The 26,664-nt window shown below is 63.2% G+C and carries 21 protein-coding genes; 7 read left to right on the forward strand and 14 right to left on the reverse strand.

Features of this window, described 5'->3' with window-relative positions; all coding sequences use genetic code 11:
- The first annotated feature begins 758 nt into the window (after nucleotides 1-758).
- Both J5226_RS11355 and J5226_RS11360 read left to right on the forward strand, forming a co-directional pair.
- On the forward strand, nucleotides 759-10,829 hold the full coding sequence (locus J5226_RS11355) for an Ig-like domain-containing protein (protein ID WP_215839983.1): 10,071 nt from the start codon (nucleotides 759-761) through the stop codon (nucleotides 10,827-10,829).
- 10 nt (nucleotides 10,830-10,839) lie between these two features.
- Nucleotides 10,840-14,643: a hypothetical protein gene (locus tag J5226_RS11360; protein WP_215839984.1), complete on the forward strand. Its 3,804-nt coding sequence runs from the start codon at nucleotides 10,840-10,842 to the stop codon at nucleotides 14,641-14,643.
- A 66-nt stretch (nucleotides 14,644-14,709) separates the two neighbouring features.
- On the opposite strand, the gene J5226_RS11365 is transcribed toward J5226_RS11360, so the two are convergent.
- Nucleotides 14,710-15,066: a hypothetical protein gene (locus J5226_RS11365; RefSeq protein ID WP_215839985.1), complete on the reverse strand. Its 357-nt coding sequence runs from the start codon at nucleotides 15,064-15,066 to the stop codon at nucleotides 14,710-14,712.
- 461 nt (nucleotides 15,067-15,527) lie between these two features.
- On the opposite strand from J5226_RS11365, the gene J5226_RS11370 reads away from it, so the two are divergent.
- The gene (locus tag J5226_RS11370) at nucleotides 15,528-15,749 is read left to right on the forward strand and encodes a hypothetical protein (protein ID WP_215839986.1); all 222 of its coding nucleotides are present in this window, start codon (nucleotides 15,528-15,530) and stop codon (nucleotides 15,747-15,749) included.
- Between the two features lie 574 nt (nucleotides 15,750-16,323).
- Here J5226_RS11370 and J5226_RS11375 read toward each other — a convergent pair.
- Nucleotides 16,324-16,653, reverse strand: coding sequence for a hypothetical protein (locus J5226_RS11375; protein ID WP_215839987.1), 330 nt, complete (start codon nucleotides 16,651-16,653; stop codon nucleotides 16,324-16,326).
- A 167-nt stretch (nucleotides 16,654-16,820) separates the two neighbouring features.
- Here J5226_RS11375 and J5226_RS11380 point away from each other — a divergent pair, with 167 nt between their 5' ends.
- Nucleotides 16,821-17,543: a transposase gene (locus tag J5226_RS11380; protein ID WP_215839988.1), complete on the forward strand. Its 723-nt coding sequence runs from the start codon at nucleotides 16,821-16,823 to the stop codon at nucleotides 17,541-17,543.
- 23 nt (nucleotides 17,544-17,566) lie between these two features.
- On the opposite strand, the gene J5226_RS11385 is transcribed toward J5226_RS11380, so the two are convergent.
- From J5226_RS11385 to J5226_RS11395, 3 genes are all read right to left on the reverse strand, one after another.
- The gene (locus J5226_RS11385; RefSeq protein ID WP_215839989.1) at nucleotides 17,567-17,824 is read right to left on the reverse strand and encodes a hypothetical protein; all 258 of its coding nucleotides are present in this window, start codon (nucleotides 17,822-17,824) and stop codon (nucleotides 17,567-17,569) included.
- A 133-nt stretch (nucleotides 17,825-17,957) separates the two neighbouring features.
- A complete protein-coding gene (locus J5226_RS11390; protein ID WP_215839990.1) occupies nucleotides 17,958-18,302 on the reverse strand; it encodes a hypothetical protein in 345 nt (114 codons plus the stop codon).
- A 725-nt stretch (nucleotides 18,303-19,027) separates the two neighbouring features.
- The gene (locus tag J5226_RS11395) at nucleotides 19,028-19,300 is read right to left on the reverse strand and encodes a hypothetical protein (RefSeq protein WP_215839991.1); all 273 of its coding nucleotides are present in this window, start codon (nucleotides 19,298-19,300) and stop codon (nucleotides 19,028-19,030) included.
- Between the two features lie 286 nt (nucleotides 19,301-19,586).
- Here J5226_RS11395 and J5226_RS11400 point away from each other — a divergent pair, with 286 nt between their 5' ends.
- Nucleotides 19,587-20,309 carry a transposase gene (locus tag J5226_RS11400; RefSeq protein ID WP_215839992.1) on the forward strand — a complete coding sequence of 241 codons (723 nt, stop codon included), beginning with the start codon at nucleotides 19,587-19,589 and terminating at the stop codon, nucleotides 20,307-20,309.
- A 52-nt stretch (nucleotides 20,310-20,361) separates the two neighbouring features.
- Here the strand turns inward: J5226_RS11400 and J5226_RS11405 are convergent, their stop codons facing one another.
- The 8 genes from J5226_RS11405 to J5226_RS11440 all read right to left on the reverse strand — a co-directional run bounded on the left by J5226_RS11405 (nucleotide 20,362) and on the right by J5226_RS11440 (nucleotide 24,333).
- Complete coding sequence (locus tag J5226_RS11405) at nucleotides 20,362-20,868, reverse strand: hypothetical protein (RefSeq protein WP_215839993.1); 507 nt, start codon at nucleotides 20,866-20,868, stop codon at nucleotides 20,362-20,364.
- A gap of 210 nt (nucleotides 20,869-21,078) precedes the next feature.
- Nucleotides 21,079-21,309: a hypothetical protein gene (locus J5226_RS11410; protein WP_215839994.1), complete on the reverse strand. Its 231-nt coding sequence runs from the start codon at nucleotides 21,307-21,309 to the stop codon at nucleotides 21,079-21,081.
- Nucleotides 21,310-21,371: 62 nt separating this feature from the next.
- Nucleotides 21,372-21,716, reverse strand: a complete 345-nt coding sequence (locus J5226_RS11415; RefSeq protein WP_215839995.1) for a hypothetical protein — start codon at nucleotides 21,714-21,716, stop codon at nucleotides 21,372-21,374.
- 200 nt (nucleotides 21,717-21,916) lie between these two features.
- A complete protein-coding gene (locus J5226_RS11420) occupies nucleotides 21,917-22,504 on the reverse strand; it encodes a hypothetical protein (RefSeq protein WP_215839996.1) in 588 nt (195 codons plus the stop codon).
- Nucleotides 22,501-22,833 carry a hypothetical protein gene (locus J5226_RS11425; RefSeq protein ID WP_215839997.1) on the reverse strand — a complete coding sequence of 111 codons (333 nt, stop codon included), beginning with the start codon at nucleotides 22,831-22,833 and terminating at the stop codon, nucleotides 22,501-22,503. The genes J5226_RS11420 and J5226_RS11425 overlap by 4 nt, the downstream gene beginning before the upstream one ends.
- 95 nt (nucleotides 22,834-22,928) lie before the next feature.
- Nucleotides 22,929-23,495 (reverse strand): hypothetical protein, encoded by a 567-nt coding sequence (locus J5226_RS11430; RefSeq protein WP_215839998.1) that lies wholly within the window; start codon nucleotides 23,493-23,495, stop codon nucleotides 22,929-22,931.
- The gene (locus J5226_RS11435) at nucleotides 23,492-23,998 is read right to left on the reverse strand and encodes a hypothetical protein (protein WP_215839999.1); all 507 of its coding nucleotides are present in this window, start codon (nucleotides 23,996-23,998) and stop codon (nucleotides 23,492-23,494) included. The genes J5226_RS11430 and J5226_RS11435 overlap by 4 nt, the downstream gene beginning before the upstream one ends.
- A 62-nt stretch (nucleotides 23,999-24,060) precedes the next feature.
- Nucleotides 24,061-24,333 carry a hypothetical protein gene (locus J5226_RS11440; RefSeq protein ID WP_215840000.1) on the reverse strand — a complete coding sequence of 91 codons (273 nt, stop codon included), beginning with the start codon at nucleotides 24,331-24,333 and terminating at the stop codon, nucleotides 24,061-24,063.
- A 306-nt stretch (nucleotides 24,334-24,639) separates the two neighbouring features.
- On the opposite strand from J5226_RS11440, the gene ssb reads away from it, so the two are divergent.
- Nucleotides 24,640-25,230 (forward strand): single-stranded DNA-binding protein, encoded by a 591-nt coding sequence (ssb, locus tag J5226_RS11445; RefSeq protein WP_215840001.1) that lies wholly within the window; start codon nucleotides 24,640-24,642, stop codon nucleotides 25,228-25,230.
- Between the two features lie 129 nt (nucleotides 25,231-25,359).
- Here ssb and J5226_RS11450 read toward each other — a convergent pair whose 3' ends face one another.
- On the reverse strand, nucleotides 25,360-25,779 hold the full coding sequence (locus J5226_RS11450) for an H-NS histone family protein (RefSeq protein WP_215840002.1): 420 nt from the start codon (nucleotides 25,777-25,779) through the stop codon (nucleotides 25,360-25,362).
- 219 nt (nucleotides 25,780-25,998) lie between these two features.
- On the opposite strand from J5226_RS11450, the gene J5226_RS11455 reads away from it, so the two are divergent.
- Nucleotides 25,999-26,601 (forward strand): NAD(P)H-dependent oxidoreductase, encoded by a 603-nt coding sequence (locus tag J5226_RS11455; RefSeq protein WP_215840003.1) that lies wholly within the window; start codon nucleotides 25,999-26,001, stop codon nucleotides 26,599-26,601.
- Nucleotides 26,602-26,664: the final 63 nt, after the last annotated feature.

Here is a 26,664-nt window from a genome sequence, read left to right on the forward strand (position 1 = left end):
ACGCACATTTAGTTCGTTGTTTCGACTTGGTTCGAGGTGCGGTCCGGGCGGTTCGGTGTTGCCGGCAGGTGAGGTCAAAAACTGTCGAAATGCGTCAGTTTTGGATCCATCAGGGCTGAAATTGTGCTTCGTCTATCTCACAATCAGTGTGATCGTCATTGAAATAAAGATGTGACGGATGGCACAATATTTGTAGTCCTGTCCTGTAAGGCAGTACGAATCACGTATTGGCGGTAGGGGTTCCAAAACGGAGCTGGATCGGATGCGGTTTCTAGCCGCATCGGATGCGCCTTCGGGGTGGAAGCAAGGGGGGCACGTATGACGTGTCAGAGGTTGAACATCGGTATCCGCACGGATGTCGTTGGTCCTGCCGTCCGCTGGACGGTTTCCTTCCGTAAGTCGCGCAGTGGCCCGACCGGGGCGCGCGGCACGCGGTTCCTGCCGTAACGAAATCGACAGCCGAGCAGTACCGGCTGGAGCGTAGGCGCACGCGCCCGACGCTTCGGCAGGCACCGCCCGACTGACTTCGGCGCACGCGCGCGGCACGCCGCCGCTCGCCGCCGAAGGGAGAGGACCCGCCGAAGCTCGAGCGCCCCCGCGTTCGCAGAGGCACCCGCACTCGTCGTACGCACGACCCGCATGACCAAGGCAAACCCGCAGTAAGCACGTCGACCAGCCGGAAGACGCACGCAGACCCACCGCCGCGAGGCGGCGTCGGCGCGTCCTGGCGCTTACCGAACTCCTGTTTGGGCTACCGCATGAAAATCGCCAACTTCCTCGTCCCGTCCAGCCCATCGCCGCGCACGCGCGATCCCGACGCTGGCCCGCGCAAAACCCGCAGCGGGATGAGGATGTGGTTCGCCGCGGCCTTGGCGCTGGCGACCCTGCCGGCGTTCGCGCAGACCTTCCCCGCGACGCTGAGCAACACCGCGAGCATCTCGCCGCCGGCGAACGTGACCAACGTCGATACGGCGTGTACGAGCAACGGCGGCGTGTTCAACGCCGGCGTGTGTTCCGCGACCGACAACAACACACTGGCGGCGGTCGCGGATCTGACGCTGACCAAGACCAATGGCGTAGCCAGCGTCGACGCGGGCAGCACCACCACCTACACCATCGTGCTGACCAACAACGGTCCCAGCGCGGCCAACGGCACGGTCGTGCGCGATCCCGCCGCGACCGGACTGACCAAGACCAGCGTGACCTGCACGCCGACCGGCACCGCCGTCTGCCCGGCCGTCAGCGTCGCCGCGTTCGAGAGCGGCGTGACCGTCACCGGCCTGCCCTCGGGGAGCGGCCTCACTTTCACCGTCGTCGCCACTGTCACCGCGACCAGCGGCAGCGTCACCAACGCCGTCACCGCGACGCTGCCGCCGAACACCACCGACCCGACCCCGACCGGTACGGTCACCGATACCGACACGGTCAATGCGCTGGCCGATCTGGCCATCACCAAGTCGGTCGCTCCGCCCAGCCCGGCGATCGGCAGCAACGTCACCTTCACCATCACCGTCAACAACAACGTCGGTCCGTCCGACGCCGCCGGCGTGCTCGTCAACGATGCGCTGCCGGCCGGCTATACCTTCGTGTCGTCCACCGCGACCCAGGGCGCCTACAACAGCGGCACCGGCGTTTGGACCGTCGGCGCGCTCGCGCGCAACGCCAATGCGACGCTGACCATCGTGGCCACGGTCAAAGAGACCGGGCCGTACACGAACACCGCCACGGTCAGCGCGGCCACCAGCGACCCGAACACCGCCAACAACACCGCCACCGCGACGCCGACGCCGGTCGCTTCGCCGAGCTGGACCTTGGACAAGGCGACGACCTCCGCGCCGACCCGGGCCGGCGACACGGTGACCTACACCTTCAGCGTCACCAACACCGGCAACGTCACCATCAACAACGTCAGCGTCGCCGATCCGAAGCTGCCGTCGCTGTCGTGCACCATCGCCTCGGTCGCTCCGGGCGCCACCGCCAGTTGCACGCCGAGCGGCAACGTGTACACGGTGACCCAAGCCAACGTCGACGCCGGATCGGTGGTCAACACCGCCACCGCCAGCGGCACGCCGACCAGCGGCACCTTGCCCAATGCCAGCGACACCAACACGGTGACCATCGCCGCGTCGCGTTCGATGACGATCGACAAGACCTCGACCGCGACGACGTACGCGAGCGTGGGTCAGGTGCTGCCGTACAGCTACGCGGTGACCAACACCGGCAACGTGACCATCACTGCGCCGATCTCGGTGACCGACGACAAGACCACGGTGACCTGTCCGGCGCTGCCGGCCGGCGGCCTGGCTCCGGGCCAGACGCTGACCTGCACGGCGAACTACACCGTGACCCAGGCCGATCTGAACGCCGGCAAGGTCACCAACATCGCCAGCGCGACCGACGGCACCACGACTTCGCCGACCGACACGGTCACGATCAACGCGACCCAGACGCGTTCGATGAGCATCGACAAGACCTCGACCGCGACGACGTACGCGAGCGTGGGTCAGGTGCTGCCGTACAGCTATGCGGTGACCAACACCGGCAACGTGACCATCACTGCGCCGATTTCGGTCACTGACGACAAGACCACGGTGACGTGTCCGGCGCTGCCGGCCGGCGGCCTGGCTCCGGGCCAGACCCTGACCTGCACGGCGAACTACACCGTGACCCAGGCCGATCTGAACGCCGGCAAGGTCACCAACATCGCCAGCGCGACCGACGGCACGACCACTTCGCCGACGGATACCGTCACCATCAACGCGACCCAGACGCGTTCGATGAGCATCGACAAGACTTCGACCGCGACGACCTACGCGAGCGTGGGTCAGGTGCTGCCGTACAGCTACGTCGTCACCAACACCGGCAACGTGACCATCACCGCGCCGGTCTCGGTGACCGACGACAAGACCACGGTGAGCTGCCCGGCGCTGCCGGCCGGCGGCCTGGCCCCGGGCCAGACGCTGACCTGCACCGCGAACTACACCGTGACCCAGGCCGACCTCGACGCCGGCAAGGTCACCAACATCGCGACCGCGACCGACGGCACCACGACCTCGCCGCCGGACTCGGTCACGATCAACGCGACGCGCAGCCCGGCGCTGAGTATCGACAAGACCTCGACCGCGACGACGTACACCAGCGTGGGTCAGGTGCTGCCGTACAGCTACGTCGTCACCAACACCGGCAACGTGACCATCACCGCGGCGATCTCGGTGACCGACGACAAGACCACGGTGAGCTGCCCGGCGCTGCCGGCCGGCGGTCTGGCTCCGGGCCAGACCCTGACCTGTACCGCGAACTACACCGTGACCCAGGCCGATCTGAACGCCGGCAAGGTCACCAACATCGCGACCGCGACCGACGGCACCACGACCTCGCCGCCGGACTCGGTCACCGTCAACGCGACCCAGACCCGCGCGATGACGATCGACAAGACCTCGACCGCGACCACCTACGCGGCCGTGGGCGACGTGTTGCCGTACAGCTACGTCGTCACCAACACCGGCAACGTGACCATCACCGCGCCGATCTCGGTGACCGACGACAAGACCACGGTGAGCTGCCCGGCGCTGCCGGCCGGCGGCCTGGCCCCGGGCCAGACCCTGACCTGCACGGCGAACTACACCGTGACTCAGGCCGATCTGAACGCCGGCAAGGTCACCAACATCGCCAGCGCCACCGACGGCACCACGACGTCGCCGACCGACACGGTCACGATCAACGCGACCCAGAATCGTGCGATCAGCATCGATAAGACCTCGACCGCGACCACCTACGCGGCCGTGGGCGATGTGCTGCCGTACAGCTACGCGGTGACCAACACCGGCAACGTGACCATTACTGCGCCGATTTCGGTCACTGACGACAAGACCACAGTGACCTGCCCGGCGTTGCCGGCCGGCGGCCTGGCTCCGGGCCAGACCCTGACCTGCTCGGCCAGCTACACCGTGACCCAGGCCGATTTGAACGCCGGCAAGGTCACCAACATCGCCAGCGCCACCGACGGCACGACCACTTCGCCGACGGATACCGTCACCATCAACGCGACCCAGACGCGTTCGATGACGATCGACAAGACCTCGACCGCGACGACGTACGCGAGCGTGGGTCAGGTGCTGCCGTACAGCTATGCGGTGACCAACACCGGCAACGTGACCATCACCGCGCCGATCTCGGTCGCCGACGACAAGACCACGGTGAGCTGCCCGGCGCTGCCGGCCGGCGGTCTGGCTCCGGGCCAGACCCTGACCTGCACCGCGAACTACACGGTCACCCAGGCCGATCTGAACGCCGGCAAGGTCACCAACATCGCCAGCGCGACCGACGGCACGACCACTTCGCCGACCGATACGGTCACGATCAACGCGACTCAGAACCGCGCGTTGAGCATCGACAAGAACACCACGTCGACGGGCTATGCGGCCGTGGGCGATACGCTGAACTACACCTACCTCGTCACCAACACCGGCAACGTGACCATCACCGCGCCGGTCTCGGTGACCGACGACAAGACCACGGTGACGTGTCCGGCGCTGCCGGCCGGCGGCCTGGCTCCCAGCCAGACCCTGACCTGCTCGGCCAGCTACACCGTGACCCAGGCCGACCTCGACGCCGGCAAGGTCACCAACATCGCCAGCGCCACCGACGGCACGACGACCTCGCCGACCGATACGGTGACCGTCAACGCGACCCAGAACCCCGGGCTGAGCATCGACAAGACCTCGACCGCGACGACGTACGCGAGCGTGGGTCAGGTGCTGCCGTACAGCTATGTGGTGACCAACACCGGCAACGTGACCCTGACCACGGCGATCACTGTGGCCGACGACAAGACCACGGTGACCTGTCCGGCGCTGCCGGCCGGCGGCCTGGCTCCGAGCCAGACGCTGACCTGCACCGCGAGCTACACCGTCACCCAGGCCGACCTCGACGCGGGCGCGATCACCAACATCGCCAGCGCGCGTTCCGGCGCGGTGCAGTCGCTTACCGACAGCGTCACGATCAACGCGAACCAGACGCGTTCGATGACGATCGACAAGACCTCGACCGCGACCACCTACGCGGCCGTGGGCGATGTGCTGCCGTATAGCTACGTGGTGACCAACACCGGCAACGTGACCATCACCGCGCCGGTTTCGGTCAGCGACGACAAGACCGCGGTGACGTGTCCGGCGTTGCCGGCCGGCGGCCTGACCCCGGGTCAGACCCTGACCTGCACCGCGAACTACACCGTCACTCAGGCCGATCTCGACGCCGGCAAGGTCACCAACATCGCGACCGCGACCGACGGCACCACCACGTCGCCGCCCGACTCGGTCACGGTGACCGCGACCCAGACGCGTTCGATGACGATCGACAAGACCTCGACCGCGACCACCTACGCGGCCGTGGGCGACGTGCTGCCCTACAGCTACGCGGTGACCAACACCGGCAACGTGACCATCACTGCGGCGATCTCGGTCACTGACGACAAAACCACGGTGACCTGTCCGGCGTTGCCGGCCGGCGGTTTGGCTCCGGGCCAGACGCTGACCTGCACCGCGAACTACACCGTGACCCAGGCCGATTTGAACGCGGGCAAGGTCACCAACATCGCCAGCGCGACCGACGGCACCACGACGTCGCCGACCGACACGGTCACGATCAACGCGACCCAGACGCGTTCGATGACGATCGACAAGACCTCGACCGCGACGACCTACGCGAGCGTGGGTCAGGTGCTGCCGTACAGCTACGTGGTGACCAACACCGGCAACGTGACCATCACCGCGCCGGTCTCGGTGACCGACGACAAGACCACGGTGAGCTGCCCGGCGCTGCCGGCCGGCGGTTTGGCTCCGGGCCAGACCCTGACCTGCACCGCGAACTACACCGTCACCCAGGCCGACCTCGACGCCGGCAAGGTCACCAACATCGCGACCGCGACCGACGGCACCACGACCTCGCCGCCGGATTCGGTGACGATCAACGCCACGCGCAATCCGGCGATGAGCATCGACAAGACCTCGACCGCGACGACGTACGCGAGCGTGGGTCAGGTGCTGCCGTACAGCTACGTGGTGACCAACACCGGCAACGTGACCATCACCGCGGCGATCTCGGTGACCGACGACAAGACCACGGTGAGCTGCCCGGCGCTGCCGGCCGGCGGTTTGGCCCCGGGCCAGACCCTGACCTGCACCGCGAACTACACCGTGACCCAGGCCGACCTCGACGCCGGCAAGGTGACCAACATCGCGACCGCGACCGACGGCACCACGACCTCGCCGCCGGATTCGGTGACGATCAACGCCACGCGCAATCCGGCGATGAGCATCGACAAGACCTCGACCGCGACGACGTACACGAGCGTGGGTCAGGTGCTGCCGTACAGCTACGTGGTGACCAACACCGGCAACGTGACCATCACCACGGCGATCACCGTGGCCGACGACAAGACCACGGTGAGCTGCCCGGCGCTGCCGGCCGGCGGTTTGGCCCCGGGCCAGACCCTGACCTGCACCGCGAACTACACCGTGACCCAGGCCGACCTCAACGCCGGTAAGGTCACCAACATCGCGACCGCGACCGACGGCACCACGACCTCGCCGCCGGATACGGTCACGGTCAACGCGACTCAGACGCGTTCGATGAGCATCGACAAGACCTCGACCGCGACGACGTACGCGAGCGTCGGTCAGGTGCTGCCCTACAGCTACGCAGTGACCAACACCGGCAACGTGACCATCACCACGGCGATCACCGTGGCCGACGACAAGACCACGGTGAGCTGCCCGGCGCTGCCGGCCGGCGGCCTGGCTCCGGGCCAGACCCTGACCTGCACGGCGAACTACACCGTCACCCAGGCCGATCTCGACGCGGGCAAGGTCACCAATATCGCCAGCGCCACCGACGGCACCACGACCTCGCCGACGGACACGGTGACGATCAACGCCACGCGTAGTCCGGCGATGAGCATCGACAAGACCTCGACCGCGACGACGTACACCAGCGTGGGTCAGGTGCTGCCGTACAGCTACGTCGTCACCAACACCGGCAACGTGACCATCACCGCGCCGGTCTCGGTGACCGACGACAAGACCACGGTGAGCTGTCCGGCGCTGCCGGCCGGCGGTTTGGCCCCGGGCCAGATCCTGACCTGCACGGCGAACTACACCGTCACCCAGGCCGACCTCGACGCCGGCAAGGTCACCAACATCGCGACCGCGACCGACGGCACCACAACCTCGCCGCCGGATACGGTCACCGTCAACGCGACCCAGACCCGCGCGATGACGATCGACAAGACCTCGACCGCGACCACCTACGCGGCCGTGGGCGACGTGCTGCCGTACAGCTACGTCGTCACCAACACCGGCAACGTGACCATCACCGCGCCGATCTCGGTCACCGACGACAAGACCACGGTGAGCTGTCCGGCGCTGCCGGCCGGCGGTCTGGCCCCGGGCCAGACCCTGACCTGCACGGCGAACTACACCGTCATCCAGGCCGACCTCGACGCCGGCAAGGTCACCAACATCGCCAGCGCCACCGACGGCACCACGACCTCGCCGACCGACACGGTCACGATCAACGCCACCCGCAACCCGGCGATGACCCTGACCAAGGCCCAGACCAGCTACGCCGACAACGACGCCAGCGGCACCATCACCATCGGCGACGTGCTGACCTACACCCTGACCGCCACCAACACCGGCAACGTCACCCTCAACAACGTGGTCATCACCGACAGCAAGACCACGCCGTCGAGCTGGAACTGCCCGCCGATGGCGCCGACCGGCGCCAGCGCGGTGTGCACGGTGACCGGTACGTACACGGTCACTCAGGCCGACGCCACCGCCGGCAGCATCGTCAACAACGCCAGCGTCACCTCCACCGAGATCACCACGCCGGTCCCGGCGACCAGCACCACCCAGGTGCAGCGTCGTCCGATCGTGGCGACCAACGACGCCGGCACCGTGACCAACGGCGCCGCCGGCGGCGTGGCCGTGCCGAACGTGCTGGTCAACGACACCCTCAACGGCCAGCCGGCGACGACGTCGACGGTGACGATCAGCCAGGTCTCCACCTCCGATCCGAAGGTGACCGTGGATCCGGCCACCGGCGCGGTGCATGTCGCGCCGGGCACGCCGAAGGGCAGCTACACGGTCGAGTACAAGATCTGCGAAATCGCCGATCCGACCAACTGCACCACCGCCAGCGTCGCGGTGACGGTCGATGCCGCGCCGATCGACGCGGTCGACGACATCGTCGCCACGCCGGTCAACGGCGCCACCGGCGGCACCAACGTGATCAACGTGCTCGGCAACGACACCCTCGGCGGCAGCGCGGTCAATCCGGCCGACGTCAGCGTCAAGCCGAACAGCAACGGCCCGCTGACGGTCAAGGCCGACGGCAACGTCGATGTCGCCCCGGGCACTCCGGCCGGCACCTACACCGTCACCTACCAGCTGTGCGAAGTGCTGAATCCGAGCAACTGCGACACCGCGACGGTCACCATCACCGTGTCGGCGCCGGCGATCACCGCCACCGACGACCCGGCCGGCGGTACCGGCACGACGCCGCAGAACACCCCGGTGAGCACCAACGTGATCGCCAACGACACGCTCAACGGCGCGCCGATCGATCCGAACCTGGTGACCATCACCGTCACCACCGCGCCGGCCAACGGCACCACCGTGGTCAACAGCGACGGCACCATCACCTACACGCCGCGTCCGAACTTCAGCGGCGACGACGTCTACACCTACACGATCTGCGAGAAGCTCAACCCGACCAACTGCGCGACCGCCAAGGTCAACGTGACCGTGCAACCCAATAAGGTCACCGCCAACCCCGACACCGCGCAGACCAACCAGCAGACCCCGGTGACCATCAACGTGATCGGCAACGACACGGTCACCAGCGCGCCGCTGGATCCGGCCTCGGTGACCGTCGTCGGCCAGCCGGCCAACGGCACCGTCACTTGCTCGGCGGGTTCGTGCACCTACACGCCGAAGCAGTTCTTCGCCGGCACCGACAGCTTCACCTACCGCGTCTGCGACACCTCCTCGCCGACGCCGGTGTGCGCGAACGCGACGGTCACCATCAAGGTGATCGCCAACGCGCCGGTGCTGCGACTGGTCAAGACCTCGGCGGTGCGCGAGGTCAAGATCGGCGACCTGGTCCGCTACAGCGTGTCGGTCGAGAACGTCGGCGACTCGCCGGCGGTGAACGCCACCCTGGTCGACATTCCGCCGGCCGGCTTCACCTTCGTCGACAACTCGCTGACCGTGGACGACGACAACAAGAACGGCGTGGTGATCAGCGCCAACCCGCTGCGCATCGGCGGCATCGACGTGGCGATCGGCGGCAAGGCCACCGTGAGCTACTTCCTGCGCGTCGGCGCCGGCGTGGGCAAGGGCGTGCACAAGAACCAGGTCGCCGGTTACGACGACCAGGGCACGAAGATCTCCAACGACGCCACCGCCGAAGTCACCATGGCCGGCGACCCGCTGCTGGAAGACAGCCTGCTGGTCGGCAGCGTGTTCGACGACCGCGACGGCGACGGCTGGCAGGACCCGGCCAAGGCCACCGGCGTGCGCGTGCAGGGCGGCTTCGCTCCCAGCGCCTACGTCGCCGGCTCGACCACCGTCGACCGCGGCGAAGGCCCGGTCGCCGAGCCCGACGCCAGCGCGCCGATGCTGCACGGCATCGCCCTGGGCCGCATCGACGGCCGCGGTTCGGCGGCGGCGCCGACGCGCGAAGTGGTGGTGCGCCAGACCCTGAGCGAACTGGCCTTCACCGACGACTTCGTGCTCACCACCGACGAAGGCACCACCGTGCGCATGGGCGCCGACGGCCGCAGCACGGTCGAACGCACCCGCGGCGACGCGGCCAAGGGTTTGACCGGCCAGGACCTGCAGGTGGTCCGCAACGTCAGCCAGGGCGCGAGCGGTTACGTCGTCTCCTACACGATCCGCAACAACGGCATCGAAGAGCGCGGCATTCCGGGCGTGCGCATCGCGTCGGTGGAAGGTCTGATCATGGAAACCGACGCCTACGGCCGTTACCACCTGGAAGGCATCGACGGCGGCAACGCCGCGCGCGGCCGCAACTTCATCCTCAAGGTCGATCCGGCCACGCTGCCGCCGGGTTCGGTGTTCACCACCGAGAACCCGCGCGTGCGCCGCATCACCCAGGGCATCCCGACCCGCTTCGACTTCGGCGTCAAGCTGCCGCCGGGCGAAGTCTCCGGCGCCAAGTCGGAAACCGACGTGGAGCTCGGCGAGGTGATGTTCGAAGCCGGCAGCGCCCAGGTGAAGGAGAGCTACGCGCCGATGTTCGGCCAGATCGCCACGCGCCTGCGCGACGCCGGCGGCGGCAGCGTCACCGTCACCGCGCAGGCCGAGGAGGAGGCGCTCGCCTTCGCCCGCGCCCGCGCCGTGCAGGCCGCACTGCTCAAGCAGATCGAGGGCGACCCGGCGCTGGCGAGCAAGGTCAAGGTGGATGTGGTCGCCGGGACCGACGCCACGTTGGTGAGTCTGGATCCGGCGATCCGCCTGGGCGAGGTGCTGTTCGACACCGACCAGGCCACGATCAAGCCGCAGTACCGCGCGCTCATCAGCGAAATCGCCAAGACGCTCAACCAGCAGGGCAGCGGCGCCATCGGCGTCGTCGGCCGCGCCGACAAACGCGGCGCCGCCGCCTACAACGTCCAGCTGGGACTGCGTCGCGCCAAGGCCGTGTTCGAAGCGATCTCGGCCGAACTCAAGCCCGAGGTGAGGCAGAAAGTGCGAGTGGATATCACAGACGACACCCAGGCGCCGGTCGGCGTGGGCAACCGCTGAGGACATGGCCATGAAGATCAAGATGAAGCTTCTGGACATGACCCTGATCGGCCTGCTGTCGAGCGGCGTGATTGCCGCCGGCGCCGCCGCCCCCGCCTACGCGCAGAAAAGCGGCCAACCGACCCTGCCGCAACGGCAGGGCGACGGCGGCCGCGCGGGCTCCGTGCCCGTGGACCTGAGTTCGCTCGACAAGCCGGCGCCGGCGCGCGACGGCGCGCCGGAAATTCCGGCCCAGTGCAGCGGCGACGAATGCCGCAGCGACGAAGGCCTGCTGTTCCGCGTGCGCACCCGCGGCGAAGACAAGCCGGTGGTGCAGGGCGACGACGCGGCCGCGTTGCAGGCCAACCGCCGCGTCGATGTGGTGCGCGAGAACGTCGCGCCGGGCGCGGCTAAGATCGCCGGCAAGTTCCAGATCGACCTGCCCAACGGCGGGGTGATCTGGGCCACCGAAGATCCCACCCTCGGCCCGCCCGTGCTCAACGTGCAGAGCGGCTCGACCGCGCCGTTCGAGAACGGCCGCATCACCAAGCCGGTGCGCTTCCACGGCTACACCAACTACGCGTCCTTCATCGACAAGCTGCAGGTCACCGTGTACCGCGGCAGCGACACCGACCTGGTGACGCCGCTGGCGACCATCGACCTGCCGGTGGAAAACGTCGCCGAAAAAGAATGGGACGGCAGCTTGCCGGCGGGCCTCAACCTGCTCGCGGGCGACGAGCTCATCTACATCGCCCGCGCCTACGGCAAGGATGGCGCGTTCGACGAAATCCAGCCGCAGCGCATCCAGTTGCTGAAGCCGGAAGAGTACGAACGCGGCGTGCAGATCCAGCGCGATCAAGTGCAAAAGAGCCTCGGCCAGCCGATCGACGACCGCAACGCCCAGGATCTGGCCATCACCAGCTCGATCTACGGCACCAACGCGATCCGCCTGCAGAACATCCCGGTGTACGGCTCGCGCGTGCGCATCTACGGCCGCGACATCCCGCGCGACAGCCAGATCACCATCAACGATCAGACCTTCCCGATCGATCTGGAACGCAAGTTCGCCGCCGAGTTCCTGGAACCGGTCGGACAACACACCTACGCGGTCAAGATCAAGAACCAGGGCGGCGCGGAGCTGACCAAGAACCTCGATGTCAACGTCACCGGCAAGTACCGCTTCCTGGTCGCGCTGGCCGACGTCACCCTGTCCAAGAACAGCGTCAGCGGCAACATCGAGCCGCTGGCCGCGGGCGACCGCGGCCGCTACGACGACAGCTTCATCAGCGAAGGCCGGCTGGCGTTCTATTTGAAGGGCAAGGTGCAGGGCAAGTACCTGATCACCGCCCAGGCCGACACCCGCGAGAACGAAATCAAGCGGCTGTTCAACGGCTTCTTCGACGCCGACGCGCAGGACATCTTCCGCCGCCTCGACCCGAACCTGTACTACCCGGTCTACGGCGACGACTCCAACACCTACCGCGACGTCGATACGCAGGGCAAGCTGTACCTGCGCGTGGACTGGGACCAGAACCAGGCGGTGTGGGGCAACTTCAACACCGGCATCACCGGCACCGAATACGGCCAGTACAACCGCTCGCTGTACGGCGCGGCGCTGGCGTGGCGCAGCCGCTCGACCACCGTGCTCGGCGACCCGCGCAGCGAACTGCGCGTGTTCGGTTCCGAAGCGCAGAGCGCGCTCGGCCACACCGAATTCCTCGGCACCGGCAACAGCCTGTACATGCTGCGCCACACCGACATCCTGCCGGGTTCGGAAAAGATCACCGTCGAAATCCGCGACGTCAGCACCGGCCGGGTGGAACAGCGCGTCGACCTCAAGCGCGGCGCCGATTACGAAATCAACAACATGCAGGGCCGCATCCTGCTGACCCGCCCGCTGTCGCAGATCACCCGCGAAAACGTGCGCACGCTGACCCGCGACACCCCGCTGGACGGCTACACCCAGCGCCTGCTCGTGGATTACGAATACGTCCCGGCCGGCTTCCAGACCGACGACGTCAGCGCCGGCTTCCGCGGCAAGCAGTGGTTCGGCGATCACTTCGCCGTCGGCGGCACCTACATCGACGAGAACCGCAGCGGCGACGACTACAGCCTCAAGGGCGTGGACCTGACCCTGCAGGCCGGCCGCGGCACCTACCTGAAAGTCGAGAAGACCCGCAGCGAATCCACCGCGGCGCCGCTGTGGTACTCGACCAACGGCGGCATCGACTTCACCCGCGTCAACCCGATCGACGGCCCGCGCAAGGGCGACGCGAACAAGGTCGAAGCGCGCGCCAACTTCAAGGAACTGGGCTGGACCCAGCTCGACTGGAGCGCCGGCGCCTGGTGGCGCGACGTCGATCCGGGCTTCTCGACCTCGCGTTACGACCAAGGCCGCGCCGTGCAGGAATACGGCGCCGAGTTCCTCGGCTACTTCACCGAGACCTTCAGCCTCTACGGCCGCCACAGCCGGCGCGAGAGCGGCGACGAGGCGCTGGAACAGAGCCAGCTGACCATGGACTGGCGCATCACCAACGACGACCAGCTCGGCGCCGAACTGCGCCGCATCCGCGAAGAGCGCGGTGCGGGTGCGACCTCGCCCGACCTCGACGCGATGCTGTTCGCGATGCGCTACACCCACCGCTTCGGCTCCAGCCTGGAGGTCTACGTCGGCGGCCAATACACCGTCGACGACGACAGCGGCCGCTACAAGCGCAACGACCTGGGCACCGTCGGCGCGCGCTACCTGTTCGGCGACCGCTCCAGCGTCAGCGCCGAATACAGCAGCGGCAGCCGCGGCGACGCCGGCAAGGCCGAAGCCGAGTACCGCCTGAGCCCGGACCACACCATCTACGGCGGCTACACCTTCAGCACCGACAGCACCGAACGCGACCCGCTGTTCAACAACGTGCTGCAGACCGGTTGGACCATCGGCCAACGCTGGCGCCTCAACAACCAGACCAACCTCTACAACGAAAGCCAGTTCCTCAAGGACCCGCGCGATTCCAGCGAAGGCATCGCCCACACCTTCGGCATGGACTTCTATCCGGCCGAAGGCTGGAACCTCGGCTTCAGCGTGATGGACGGCGACCTCGACGCGGCCAGCGGCCACATCGACCGCCGCGCCTACAGCCTCAGCGGCGGCCGCACCGACCAACGCACCGACTGGTCGAGCAAGATCGAATACCGCAAGGACAGCGGCGCCGAACGCCGCGAAGCCTGGACCACGGCGAACCGGTTGTTCTACAAGATCAACGAAGACTGGCGCATCGCCGCGCGCTTCCTGTACTCCGACATCAAGGACCAGATCGACGCCACCCGCGGCGCCAAGACCGTCGAAGGCAACCTCGGCTTCGCCTACCGCCCGCACGACAACTCGCGCTGGGCCGCGTTCGGCAAGTACGTCTACCTCTACGACCTCGCCACCATCGGCCAGGAAGGCGGCAACCAATACGACCAGCGCTCGCAAGTGCTGTCGTTCGAAGGCATCTACCGCCTCGACGACAAGTGGGAACTGGCCGGCAAGGCCGCCAGCCGCTGGGGCGACTACCGCATGAACCGCGGCAGCGGCCTGTGGCTCGACAGCCGCGCCGACTTGCTGGCGGGGCAGGTGCGCTACCACCTGATCGCCAAGTGGGACGCGATGGCGGAGTACCGCTGGCTGTCGGTCAAGGACGGCGGCGACCGTCGCGGTTGGCTGGTCGGCGTGGACCGGCAGTTGAGTCAGAACTTCAAGGTCGGCATTGGGTACAACTTCACCGACTTCAGCGACGACTTGACGGATTTGGAGTACGACAACAAGGGGTGGTTCCTCAACCTGGCCGGTTACTACTAATCGGCTGGCAGAGGAATCGTTTTGAAGAAAAAGGCGCCCGAGAGGGCGCCTTTTTTGCCTGCAACTCTAGTTCTGGTGCTGTTGCGCTATGCCTGAGCGAGGATGGACCATCTGCTGCACGTCGGTAAGGCGGGAAATCTTTCTTTCACGGATCTGAAAGAACCAGGCGATGCGATAGGTCAACAAGGTAACTGGGTCGATACCCTCGAACAAAATTACCGTAGACGCTGCATCTACTACGGTGTTGATGACCACGGGGCTCTCCATAGGGAGTTCTACCTCCGAGTTCATCATCCACGCGGCGGCATCCACTATCGCCGACCCGCCGATGTAGACGAAGTCTTCAGAAAAGAACCGGCTATCGACCATGCCGGTCGCCAGCCAGTTCTCGAAGAACTCCAGGGCAACGTTTCGATCACTCACGGCGGCGTCTCGATACTCCAGAGGGTCGGTGGGAGACGATAAGCGATTTGGCGCCGCGATTCGCGCATAGACAAGGATCGCCGGGTGTCTGTCCGCATTCCATCCGCCGCCGGGCAGCGGTGCAGGGCACGCAGGCCAACGTATCATTCCGAAGCCCCTGGAGGAGCGGCGTGAGCCGCGACCGCGAACCTTACGCTCGCCTCGTCCCTTCCACTGCATTCGGATGCTTTCGGCCGCCGACTCGCGCCATTCCCGTAGACGCGGACGCAGCTCGCGCAGCATTTTTTGCGCATTCGATGCGGCAGTGCGCGATGCGCTAAAGAGGGCAGGGAGAAATCGACTGTTGCCCCATTGACAGAGCGATAGCCCGAATAGCAGTCTTGGTGCCAGAGCCTAGAAACTCTTCACACAGCGGTATCCACCTCCGAAAGCGGTGGTTTCCTTACTGAGGAGCACCGCACATGTCTCGAAAGTCTGCGCTCGCACCGGATTACGTCCTGTTGCCGGTCGGCGCGTACCACGGCCTACAGGCGTTCCACGCCGAACTGATCGGCATCGCCCGCGCCATCGACTCAACAGAAACCGACGACCCCGACCAATCGCGCCGCCGCGCCCTGGCCCGCGTGTTCCGCCTCTGGGCCGACCAAGTCCACGGCAACCTCGAAACGATCCGCTCCGACTAAGCCCGTTCAACGCCCACCGGTCGCCGTCCGGCCGGCGGCGACCTTCGGCCCCGCTGCAATCGCAAGTGTTTTTACCTCGCGCGCAAGCCACCACGGCGCAAACGCAAGCCGCCCCGAGTCGCGCGTAGCCCGATCCGTCTTGAGCGCAAGCCGCCGAGTCTCGTCGTCGGCCGGTGCAATCCCGTCGCAAGCCCAAAACAACCGGCCGCAAGACTCAAAGTGTTGCGAGTTCGAGTCCTGTTGCGTTGCGAGCGGGACGAATCGCCTTGCCCGCGACTCTTTTCGAGCCAACCGCAAGGTATTGGACCTTGCGTGCGACCCGCAAAGCCTTGCGGTCGCAAGCTCAGAACCCTTGCGCGCAAGCCCGCCGGCTTGCGCGCGAGCCGGCGTGGCTTGCGCACGAGGCTCACGGCCTTGGCTGCGGGACGAATAGTGTTGCGGTTGGGGTTCGGCAGCTCGCAAGCAGAAACAGTGCGTCGTGACCTTAGTCCGGCCGCGTAGAGAAGAAAGAAGCCCGGAGAGCTCCCTTTTTCGCGCTATTTGCGGTGCAAGTTTGAGTTCAGCCTCGCTACGCTTAGCGCGGATCAGCGATTGCTCGTACTTCAGTGAGTCGAGCAATTTTTTCCTCTCGGATTAAAAAGAACCAGGCGGTGCGATAGTTCAGCATGGTGATGGGCTCTACGCCGTCGAACAAAATTATAGTGGATGCTCCGCTTACTATCGTTTCCAGGATTACTGCGTTCTCAATTGGGAGTTCTACATCCGAGTTCGCCATCCACGTTTCGCTGTCCACTCTCTTCGCAGAGCCGATATAAACAAAGTCTTCGGAAAAGAACTTGCTGTCGACCATCCCGGTCGTCTTCCAATATTCGAAGAAGTCCAAAGCCACGTTTCGATCGTTCATTGCGCAGGGTCCTTTTATTTTGGAGCTGGCTTACTCAGTAGCAAGGGGAAGGCGATAAGAAAAGCAGGGGTCAGAGTGCACTTCCCCTAAGATGATATGCGGAAAATTCTGATCGCGCTGGCGGCTAGTTACCCGCATAGTGCGATCTATTCCCCTGGAGGCGCGATATGCCTCGTCTGCCCCGGATCGATTTGCCCGGTATTCCCCAACATGTGATCCAGCGCGGCAATGACCGTCAGCCGTGTTTCTTCCAGGGAGTCGACTATGTCCGCTATATGGGCGAGTTGAAAGAACTCTCCGTCCGTAGCGGATGCGTTATCCACGCTTACGTGCTGATGACGAATCACGTGCATCTGCTCCTGACGCCGTCGCAAGTGGGGCAGGTGAGTGCGTTGATGCAAGCGTTAGGACGTCGCTATGTGCGTTATGTAAATGACCGCTATGGCCGCACAGGCACGCTCTGGGAGGGGCGCTACAAATCTTGCCCGGTCGACAACGAAACGTACGTACTGAGTTGCTATCGATACATCGAACTCAACCCGGTGCGTGCGGCCATGGTCGCCGCACCCGGGGACTATCGATGGTCAAGCGTTAGATCGAATGCCGAAGGGGTGCATGACGCACTGATCAGGCCGCATCCGTCCTACCTGGGATTGAGTCTGGACGACGACTCCCGACGGAAGGTCTATCGCGAACTTGTAGGAAGTTCGATCACTGCGGAAGAACTGCAGCTGATTCGTCTACGGCTTCAGCGCCAGCATGCGTTGGGCTCCGATCGATTTCGCGAAATGATTGAAGCCCAACTGCAGCGGCTAGCGGGGCCGGCGAAGATCGGTCGGCCGCGCAAGGTGTGTGCGTCCAAGGAGGATGGGGTGGAAAATTCATTCTGACCCATGTCTTCTCTATGTTTTCTCTAAAGAAATATTTCGACGCTAACCTCTCCTGTTCTTCGATTTACTTTGGCCGTGCTAATTACTTTTGCGTCTAGTGGTCGCTCTGACGGGATATAAATCTCAAAAATCCCCTCGTCATCGGTTTCAAACTTACCTAATGTCCAATTGGCTTGCTCCGACTCAGGCGGTTTTGGATGCATGCTAAGTGCCTGTCGCGTTGCTTCGCGTGCAATGGCTTCCATTTCGTTCATGTTCAATAGATTTTTCTTCATTGTCATGGCAAGTGCACTCTGACCCCTGTTTTCTAGCACACTCTGATCCCTATTTTCTGGTGAAGTGGAAAGTGCATTCTGACCCCCTGTTTTCTTTTTCTTTTTCTTTTCCTTGGATTAGCAGTGCTTCGCAGGTTGGCTAGGACTCCGAATCAGACGTTTTCAGGAAGGCTCTCTTAGCCAGACACTCTATTCCGGTTCCTTCCAGATAAAGGCCGCCGGTTACGCCCAGCGGCAACTCTTCGACAAAAGTTCTCATCGAGTCTATCGCCGCAACCCTGAGTGACACAGCACGCTGATTTATTGGCTGCGCCAATGGTCTTTCACTAAGCACGTCATCCAGTGAGCGGGGCACTTCGTACTGCATGACAAAGGTGTCTCCGACCCGCACACCACGACCACTGTTCGGAATACCGACTACGACGAGCCGACCGGACTTGTCCTTCCTCAAATCTTCAACGAAAAACTCAGTCTGCAGACTCATAAATTAGCCTCCACTCCGGGCTCGCCGCAAAAACTCCGCCACTCGAAAAACAGGGGTCGAAAAACAGGGGTCAGAGTGCACGTCCCCACGGTGCGTGCGTCCAATGAAGATGGGGCGGAAAGTACACTCTGACCCCTGTTTTCCTGACCCCTGTTTTCCCCAATGAAGAACCGCGCCTGCAATCTTCGCGGACTACGTTTCTCGGCTTGCTGGCGCATGTCTCGGGCTGTTCGCCTATTGCCTTGACGCTGGCCCGAACGGATTTGAAATGCGGACCACGTGGACGGGCTCCTCTTCAAAAACGCCCGGTATAGACCACTTGCTCTCTCGAAGCTCCCAATCAAGTTGGATTGTTTGCAAGCCCGCAAGAATTTCATCTTTCATATCCACCATTTGTAGCGGCCGTCCCGCGATTCCACCCTTGACGCGACTGGTCGATACATCGATCCATTCCACGTCACGAAGGAGGATCGGCCCGCCCGACACCTCCAAGTAGCCTGCCGTGGGTATCGCGAGAAGCTGTCCCCACCAGCCTTCTTGTGTTGAAGCGTCCTCTCGCCACGTAGCACGAACCCAACAACGAAGTTGCGATACCAAGGCGCATAGCGGGGACCAATACGATGTTTCGTTTTCCACGGGTTTTTCCTTGACGGCTTGGTCGGTAGGTCGAGGGCGCACCGTTCTTCTTCATGTCGCCGAGTAACTCTCCCGCAGCGGCGCTGCGATCAGTCATCGAAATAGGGCAAGGAATAGCCATGCCGCGCCAGCGTTTCTTCGTACACATCCAGACAACCGCGCAAGGTGTCCACGACGAGTTCCAGCGAGTTGTACTCGTGTGGCTGGGTGTCGGGGTCCAGCGCGCTCAGCGCTGTGTTCGCGCGACGGTACAGGCTGTGGAGGGTGTCGCCCTGGAGCACCACCCCCGGAAACGCGCGAGTGGACAGTTTGACGATGGCGGAGTTCGAGGTCGGGTCGAGGAGGTCGACGGTCGTCGTCATGTCTGATCTCGTGGAGGAGCGTCTGGGACCGGCCTCTGAGGCTATCCGATGCCACGGGCGGGGCGCAGGGGGCTTGTCGAGGGGCGGGTAGAAATCGCTGGGCCGTCCGACGACGGACGCGGCCCGGGGGACGGCTGCGGGGCGTGCGTCTCTTCGCGGTGGAGGCCTTATCCCACAGGAAAACAGGGGTCAGAGTGCACTTTCCTAAGATGATATGCGGAAAATCCTGATCACGCCGGCGGCCAGTTATCTGCATAGTGCGTTCAATTTCCCCTGGAGACGCGATATGCCTCGTCTGCCCCGGATCGATTTGCCCGGCATTCCCCAGCATGTGATCCAACGTGGCAATGACCGTCAGCCGTGTTTCTTCCAGGAAGTCGACTATGTCCGCTATCTGGGCGAGTTGAAAGAACTCTACGTCCGTAGCGGATGCGTTATCCACGCTTACGTGCTGATGACGAATCACGTGCATCTGCTCCTGACGCCGCCGCAAGCGGGGCAGGTGAGTGCGTTGATGCAAGCGTTAGGACGTCGTTATGTGCGCTATGTAAATGACCGCTATGGCCGCACAGGCACGCTCTGGGAGGGACGCTACAAATCTTGCCCGGTCGACAACGAAACGTACGTACTGAGTTGCTATCGATACATCGAGCTCAACCCGGTGCGTGCGGCCATGGTCGCCGCCCCCGGGGACTATCGATGGTCAAGCTTTAGATCGAATGCCGAAGGGGTGCATGACGCACTGATCAGGCCGCATCCGTCCTACCTGGGATTGAGTCTGGACGGCGACTCCCGACGGAAGGTCTATCGCGAACTTGTAGGAAGTTCGATCACTGCGGAAGAACTGCAGCTGATTCGTCTACGGCTTCAGCGCCAGCATGCGTTGGGCTCCGATCGATTTCGCGAAATGATTGAAGCCCAACTGCAGCGGCGAGCAGGGCCGGCGAAGATCGGCCGGCCGCGCAAGGTGTGTGCGTCCAATGAGGATGGGGTGGGAAGTGCACTCTGACCCCTGTTTTCTCTGACCCCTGTTTTCTGACCCCTGTTTTCGTTTGTTTTCTTCAATAAACAACAATGTCCCCATTTGGTAGGAGGCCGCAGGGCCAGTAACCTGCACTATATATTTCTAAGAGATCGCACCATGTCGCCGGCTTTCCGGTTGCTGCCTCAATGGTCGCCATTCTCGAGCAATACAAAGCGCTTCCTCTCGCAGCTTCGGAGAAATCATTGGCACCGGAAGTCAGCTTCGATGCTTTCATGACCCGTAAGGACTCCATTGTTTGTTTATAGATATCCATGACGAGAGACTGAATTTGGGGGTCGGCGTCTCGTAATGCGTCAAGAAGAAGATTCCCGTTGAACGGGTCGTCTTGATCCCTATTGGTCGGCAACCAATCCATGTCGGCGGCGATTTTTGCATGACGAGTATCGATGCCCGCTGCGAACACGGAGCTGTCCCATGCCGCTAGATCGCCAATTGGTTGCATACCGGCCTTGCCGGGAAAGGAGCCCGAATTGGAGAACCATCTTATTGCCGAAATTTTCAAAGCGATTTCTTCGATGTTCATTCGGATATCCGGCGCAGATCAGTCAAGGAAAGTGCATTCTGACCCCTGCTTTGGGCTCCGATCGATTTCGTGAAATGATTGAAGGCCAACTGCAGCGGCTAGCGGGGCCGGCGAAGATCGGTCGGCCGCGCAAGGTGTGTGCGTCCAAGGAGGATGGGGTGGAAAATTCATTCTGACCCATGTCTTCTCCATCTCTTCTCTATGTTTTCTCTAAAGAAATATTTCGACGCTAACCTCTCCTGTTCTTCGATTTACTTTGGCCGTGCTAATTACTTTTGCGTCTAGTGGTCGCTCTGACGGGATATAAATCTCAAAAATCCCCTCGTCATCGGTTTCAAACTTACCTAATGTCCAATTGGCTTGCTCCGACTCAGGCGGTTTTGGATGCATGCTAAGTGCCTGCCGCGTTGCTTCGCGTGCAATGGCTTCCATTTTGTTCATGTTCAATAGATTTTTCTTAATTATCATGGCAAGTGCACTCTGACACCTGTTTTCTCGGTTGGCTAGGACTCCGAGTCAGACGTTTTCAGGAAGATTCTCTTAGCCAGACACTCTATTCCGGTTCCTTCCAGATAAAGGCCACCGGTTACGCCCAGCGGCAACTCTTCGACAAAAGTTCTCATCGAGTCTATCGCCGCAACCCTGAGTAACACAGCAAGCTGATTTATTGGCTGCGCCAATGGTCTTTCACTAAGCACGTCATCCAGTGAGCGGGGCACTTCGTATTGCATGACAAAGGTGTCTCCGACCCGCACACCGCGACCACTGTTCGGAATGCCGACTACGACGAGCCGACCGGACTTGTCCTTCCTCAAATCTTCAACGAAAAACTCAGTCTGCAGACTCATAAATTAGCCTCCACTCCGGGCTCGCCGCAAAAACTCCGCCACTCGAAAAACAGGGGTCGAAAAACAGGGGTCAGAGTGCACGTCCCCACGGTGCGTGCGTCCAATGAAGATGGGGCGGAAAGTACACTCTGACCCCCGTTTTCCCGGGTGGAAAGTGCACTCTGGCCCCTGTTTTGCTAGGTCGCTGTAGGCGGTTGATGTCATCGCGAGTGCCTCTCTCGCATCAGCGACGGAGGGGGCTCCAGTGTCCCCGGGGGGACTGTGACCTCGCCCCGAAGTTTCGCGCTCCTGTAGGCCCGGGCGGCTTTGGTTATATCCCAATCTTCATACCCATCCGGCTCTTCATTCAAAATGCTTTCGAGGTTCAGATCGAATAGGAACTTTAGGCTGTCAGGGAGGGCTTTGAAGATTTCGAGAACGTTTTGCGCATCGGCGGCCCTAAAAGCCATGCGGTAAACGTCGCCCTCGCTGAAATCTCCGCTCTTCGATGGCCTTTCTATGCGCCATTGTGCGCAGATTTCGATCACTACGCGGTAGGGTTTTTTGACCTCCTCGCGGATCAGGTTCCATCTTTCCTGTCCGAAAGCATGAATCAGTTCGGCTACCGCCTCGTGGTACAAATCGGGCTCAGTGGCTGCGCGTTCGTAGTAATGATAGATCGCTTCGCCAAGCAAGGAGAGATAGCAGTGAACGTTCTCCGCATCGACTAGCGTGGCGAGTTCTTTATGGAAGTCCGAGGCCGGCTTGGACTTTAGCGCGAGCATTTGCTTTTGATGGATATCGTTCATGATTGGCTCGTGTCGCTGGGTATGGAATGTTGCGAGGGCATCGGGCGAATCACGCAAACGAGCGCGCCGCCATAGAGACCCGGAGGGACGACGATCTCGGCATTCATTCGTCCGTGCAGCGCTTCTTCGACAATCGAGGCGAAGCCGCTTGGGGTATAGAACGAGCGCATGGCCTGACGAGTCGGCAGGATCGCCACGCCGCGTCCTTCGGCGAAGGCTAGATCGATCATTCTCTGTAGTTCGGCAGCCGGTAGAAAACTACGCAGGCATAAAGCGCCGGATTCGATGGCCCGTTTGGCTGCGAAGATGGGAGCGGTCGGTTCGCTCATGCTTTTCATCACTAGTGGTGCGGCGTGCATCGTCATAGATGACATTGACTGTCACGACGACGAAGCTGACTTCCGCAATGGTTCGATGGAAGTCGTTACCAATTCAAAACAACGCCTTCGGAAGTCCACTCCACGTCCTGCGCCAAAATCTCGATGCTGCTTGAATCCCCAACAATCAAGTAATGATTCAACTTCCATTCCTCGGCTTCGGCGGTGCGCCAGTCGGAATTGGCGATCCTGTAGGCACCTGGGTCCGGCGATATTTTCGTTTCATTCCACTCTTCGGCGTACCTTTCCTCCCAGGCGGAAATATCTTCTCCGCTCCTTATGGCGCCACGCACCTCGGACCAGTCGTACTGAGACTCATCGATCACTTCAACGTCCGAGTGTTGGATGTTTCGCAGCACCGAGCCAACATTCTTGAATGTCAGCGCTATGACGTGGTAGCGCCCATGTTCGAGTGTCTGGTCTATGATTAATCCGTCAGCGCCGACAATTACTTGCTCGTTGGTGATTTCATCGCCGGCGTGAGGAATGAACCCGAAAAAGGCAAAGAACTGGACTACCGTATCCCCATCCTCTTCGCATATCAGCTTAAGGCTGGAGAGCGACGGAGATACTGACCACGGGACGTTCAGCGGGATTAGTTTTCTCATGCTCATCTTTGATCCCTCTCCTCTTGCACGGCATTGTCGCCGAGGTGACTGCGTCGAGGAGGGATGTCCAGTTCTTCAGGCTGCGGCAACTTCAAGTCCGTTTTTTGGAGCTCGTCGTTCCAGTGGTCGTACACCGCTCTGTAGATTTCTTCGTAGATAACGCGGGAGCGTCCGGTGCCGACGCCAGCCGGAAGGGCAAATGTCCCATCAGCGTCTTGGGTAAGCCATTCAAAGTTGAATGCCGGATCCGTCATGGCCGTGAGCAAGGTGGATGCCATGGTGCGCTTAACGGGTATGGCGGTGTTTGAGTACCACGGGTCTAGAAAAAAGCTCCGATCCAATAGTTCGCGAAGGGACGCTCGGCTTTCCAGGTCGAATTTTTCGCACAGTTCGCCGACCGTTTCTTCGCGGTCATATGCGTTGATCGGCTCCAGGAAAGTGAGAAGAGTATCGATCTGCTTCCTTGTGTAATTCATGATGTGTGCGCCACCGTGGTGTTTCATCTTCATAATGCTTATTCATGGTGAGCAACTCTCCTGCAATGTTCGGTCGCATTGCAGCGGCATCGCGATCAGCCTTCGAAATAGGGCAAGGAATAGCCATGCCGCGCCAGCGTTTCTTCGTACACATCCAGACAACCGCGCAAGGTGTCCACGACGAGTTCCAGCGAGTTGTACTCGTGTGACTGGGTATCGGGGTCCAGCGCGCTCAGCGCTGTGTTCGCGCGGCGGTACAGGCTGTGGAGGGTGTCGCCCTGGAGCACCACCCCCGGAAACGCGCGAGTGGACAGTTTGACGATGGCGGAGTTCGAGGTCGGGTCGAGGAGGTCGACGGTCGTCGTCATGTCTGATCTCGTGGAGGAGCGTCTGGGACCGGCCTCTGAGGCTATCCGATGCCACGGGCGGGGCGCAGGGGGCTTGTCGAGGGGCGGGTAGAAATCGCTGGGCCGTCCGGCGACGGGGGGCCGGGGGACGGCTGCGGGGCGTGCGTCTCTTCGCGGTGGAGGCCTTATCCCACAAGCGTTTCGGTAGTTTTCCTCCATCGCCCCGGCGGCTGTGCCGACCCACCCCCGGCCCCCCGGCCGATACCCGGGCGAGGGGCTATAATCGACCCTTAGGCCGTCCAAGAACGGCAGTCAGCAAGGAATCCCATGGCACGCGGCATCAATAAAGTCATCCTGGTCGGCAACCTCGGCAACGATCCGGAGACCAAGTACACCCAGGGCGGCATGGCCGTGACCACGATCAGCCTGGCCACCACCAGCGTCCGCAAGGACCGCGACGGCAACAACCAGGAACGCACCGAGTGGCACCGGGTCAAGCTGTTCGGCAAGCTCGGCGAGATCGCCGGCGAGTACTTGCGCAAGGGCCGCCAGGTCTATATCGAAGGCTCGATCCGCTACGACAAGTTCACCGGTCAGGACGGCGTCGAGAAGTATTTCACCGACATCATCGCCGATGAGATGCAGATGCTCGGCGGCGGTGGCGAAGGCGGCGGCGGTGGCGGCGGCGAGCGCCCGGCCCGTTCTTCGGGCGGCGGTGGCGGTGGCTACGGCGGTGGTGGCGGTGGCGGCGAGCGTCAGGCCCGTTCCTCGGGCGGCGGCGGTGGCGGCTACGGTGGTGGTGGTGGTGGTGGCGGTGGGTACGGCGGCGGTCGCGACTCCGGCCAGCGTCGCGAGGCGCCGCCGGCCAAGTCGAACGACTTCGGCGACGATTTCGCGGACGACGACATCCCGTTCTGAAACGCCGCGGCTTCAGCCGCGTCGCGCACGAATTAAAAAAGCGGAGGACGCAAGTCCTCCGCTTTTTTTACGTCTTCTCTTACGTCTTCGTTAGCGCCGCTGCGATTTCTTTACGCGCGCGATCCCGCGTCAGCTTTGCTTGATGAGCCTGCGCTGGCCGATCGAAGCGCTCTTGCGCGCGGTCGGCTTGGCGAGGCCGGGGATGAGGAAATCGGTGACGCTGCGGCCGTACTTGGTCTTCTGGGCCAGCCACCGCGGCATCCGCCCGCGGCCCGACCAGGTGTTCCGCTTGTTGTCCGGGTCGCGATACTTGGGCGCCACCTTGCCGGTCTTGCGCCGCGGGCTGCGCCTCTTGACCGGGTTTTCGGCCGCCGGCCGATCGCCATAGAGCTCTGCGATCGTATAGCCGTGCTGAGCGGCCAGCGCGATCGCTTTCCGACGAACCTCGGCGGCGGGGCGACGGCTGGACAACAACTTCCGCTGCCGCTCCGCGGCGAGCAGCAGGGAGTTCAATTCCGTCAGGCTGAGTTTTTCAAGGTCGATCTTCATGCCGGCCAGGGTCCGGCCAGACCTATCGGCCTGTCAAGCAAGGACATCGATAGCGGTGGGATTGCGCTCCCGGCGCAAACCGGCTGCTGCCAGGCGCCTTGTCGGGGCCGAGCCGGCGCCGGCGGGCGTCTCGGCGGCCGCGTCGAGATGGCGCTGGAGCGCCCGCGGCCGCCTTGCTACGCTCCCGGCCTCGTCGCGCTCGCTCGCTTGGGGATCCCTATGCTCGCTCTGTCGGTCGTCGCCCATCCGAGCCCGATCAGCTTCAGTCACGCGCTCGCCGCGCAGGCCGCCGCGACCTTGCGCGAGGCCGGTTTCGAGGTGCGCGAACACGATCTGTACGCCGAGGGCTTCAACCCGGTGCAGCCGGTGGGCGAAGCGCTGAACACCGCGTCCGACGATGCGCTGGTCGAGCGCCATTGCGAAGAACTCAAGCAAGCCGATCTGATTTTGGTGTTCCATCCGAATTGGTGGAGCCAGCCGCCGGCGATCCTCAAGGGCTGGGTCGACCGCGTATTCCGCTTGGATACGGCCTATGCCTATCCGGAAGGAACCGGGCTCGACGGCGTGCCGGTCGGCTTGCTGCGCGCCCGCGCCGCGTTCGTGTTCAACACCTCCAACACGCCGGCCGAACGCGAGCGCGGCGTGTTCGGCGACCCGCTGGACAGCCTGTGGAAGACCAGCATTTTCGGCTTGTGCGGCGTCGATTCGGTGACCCGGCGCATGTACGGGCCGATGGCGGCGAGCACGGCGGAAGACCGTGCGGGTTGGGTCGGGGACGTGCGCGAATTGGTGGGCGCGGCGGCGGAATCGTTGCGCGGTTGAGGTGGTGCGTCGATGCGGCGTGTCGGTCGAAGACGGCTTCGCGACGAACGGTGCGCGATAAGC

Origin of the sequence: Lysobacter sp. K5869, assembly GCF_018847975.1 — a bacterium.
Taxonomy (GTDB): domain Bacteria; phylum Pseudomonadota; class Gammaproteobacteria; order Xanthomonadales; family Xanthomonadaceae; genus Lysobacter.

Bases quoted from the DNA above. Each gene is read 5' to 3' on its own strand.
- J5226_RS11355 (WP_215839983.1), top strand. From the start codon at position 759: ATGAAAATCGCCAACTTCCTCGTCCCGTCCAGCCCATCGCCGCGCACG.
- J5226_RS11360 (WP_215839984.1), top strand. From the start codon at position 10,840: ATGAAGATCAAGATGAAGCTTCTGGACATGACCCTGATCGGCCTGCTG.
- J5226_RS11370 (WP_215839986.1), top strand. From the start codon at position 15,528: ATGTCTCGAAAGTCTGCGCTCGCACCGGATTACGTCCTGTTGCCGGTC.
- J5226_RS11375 (WP_215839987.1), bottom strand. From the start codon at position 16,653: ATGAACGATCGAAACGTGGCTTTGGACTTCTTCGAATATTGGAAGACG.
- J5226_RS11380 (WP_215839988.1), top strand. From the start codon at position 16,821: ATGCCTCGTCTGCCCCGGATCGATTTGCCCGGTATTCCCCAACATGTG.
- J5226_RS11385 (WP_215839989.1), bottom strand. From the start codon at position 17,824: ATGACAATGAAGAAAAATCTATTGAACATGAACGAAATGGAAGCCATT.
- J5226_RS11390 (WP_215839990.1), bottom strand. From the start codon at position 18,302: ATGAGTCTGCAGACTGAGTTTTTCGTTGAAGATTTGAGGAAGGACAAG.
- J5226_RS11395 (WP_215839991.1), bottom strand. From the start codon at position 19,300: ATGACGACGACCGTCGACCTCCTCGACCCGACCTCGAACTCCGCCATC.
- J5226_RS11400 (WP_215839992.1), top strand. From the start codon at position 19,587: ATGCCTCGTCTGCCCCGGATCGATTTGCCCGGCATTCCCCAGCATGTG.
- J5226_RS11405 (WP_215839993.1), bottom strand. From the start codon at position 20,868: ATGAACATCGAAGAAATCGCTTTGAAAATTTCGGCAATAAGATGGTTC.
- J5226_RS11410 (WP_215839994.1), bottom strand. From the start codon at position 21,309: ATGAACAAAATGGAAGCCATTGCACGCGAAGCAACGCGGCAGGCACTT.
- J5226_RS11415 (WP_215839995.1), bottom strand. From the start codon at position 21,716: ATGAGTCTGCAGACTGAGTTTTTCGTTGAAGATTTGAGGAAGGACAAG.
- J5226_RS11420 (WP_215839996.1), bottom strand. From the start codon at position 22,504: ATGAACGATATCCATCAAAAGCAAATGCTCGCGCTAAAGTCCAAGCCG.
- J5226_RS11425 (WP_215839997.1), bottom strand. From the start codon at position 22,833: ATGAGCGAACCGACCGCTCCCATCTTCGCAGCCAAACGGGCCATCGAA.
- J5226_RS11430 (WP_215839998.1), bottom strand. From the start codon at position 23,495: ATGAGCATGAGAAAACTAATCCCGCTGAACGTCCCGTGGTCAGTATCT.
- J5226_RS11435 (WP_215839999.1), bottom strand. From the start codon at position 23,998: ATGAAGATGAAACACCACGGTGGCGCACACATCATGAATTACACAAGG.
- J5226_RS11440 (WP_215840000.1), bottom strand. From the start codon at position 24,333: ATGACGACGACCGTCGACCTCCTCGACCCGACCTCGAACTCCGCCATC.
- ssb (WP_215840001.1), top strand. From the start codon at position 24,640: ATGGCACGCGGCATCAATAAAGTCATCCTGGTCGGCAACCTCGGCAAC.
- J5226_RS11450 (WP_215840002.1), bottom strand. From the start codon at position 25,779: ATGAAGATCGACCTTGAAAAACTCAGCCTGACGGAATTGAACTCCCTG.
- J5226_RS11455 (WP_215840003.1), top strand. From the start codon at position 25,999: ATGCTCGCTCTGTCGGTCGTCGCCCATCCGAGCCCGATCAGCTTCAGT.